The following is a 790-nucleotide window of genomic DNA, read 5'->3' on the forward strand; positions in this document are numbered from 1 at the left end:
TGGCCACCCGGAATGCCGCCGGCCTGGCGACGTCGATCCAGCCGGGGCTGAACCTGGGCATCGCCGGCAAGATCGGCGGCCAGTACATCCTGGGCGCGATCGCGAACTTCTTCAACAGCGACGGCGACGCCAACGTGCTCTCCACGCCCAACCTGCTGACGCTGGACAACGAAGAGGCCAAGATCATCATCGGCCAGAACGTGCCCTTCCCCACCGGCTCGTATGCCAGCACCTCGGGCTCGGTGGGCGTGAACCCGTTCACCACCGTCGAGCGCAAGGACGTGGGCCTCACCCTGCGCGTGCGCCCGACCATCAACGAGAACGGCACGGTGCGCATGACGATCTTCCAGGAGACCTCGACCGTCGACCAGAACTCGCTGAGCAACCCCAACGGCCCGACCACCAACAAGCGCTCGATCGAGTCGAGCGTGCTGGTGGAAGACGGGGGCCTGGTCATGCTGGGCGGCCTGCTGTCGGACACCTACAACAACAACATCGAGAAGGTGCCGCTGGCCGGCGACATCCCGGTGCTGGGCAACCTGTTCAAGAACGAGAACCGCACGCGCAGCAAGAGCAACCTCATGATGTTCCTGCGCCCGGCGGTGATGCGCGACGGCGCTTCGTCCGAGGCCTTCGCCTACGACCGCTACGACGAGATCCGCGGCCAGCAGCTGCAGACGCAGCCGAACACCGACAACGTCATGCTGCGCGGCGTGAACGCCGCGCCGGTGCTGCCCGACTCCGCACTGCAGCGCTCGAACAACCGCGGCAGCGGCAGCACCCGCATGGA

General features: G+C 66.6%; 1 pseudogene. It reads left to right on the top strand.

Going from position 1 to position 790, the window contains the following annotated elements:
* Positions 1 to 790 (top strand): annotated as a pseudogene (locus ACCC97_RS28785) (type II secretion system protein GspD); the annotation flags it as partial.

The sequence above is a fragment of the Variovorax sp. Varisp85 genome (genome assembly GCF_047304045.1).
Taxonomy (GTDB): Bacteria; Pseudomonadota; Gammaproteobacteria; order Burkholderiales; family Burkholderiaceae_C; genus Variovorax.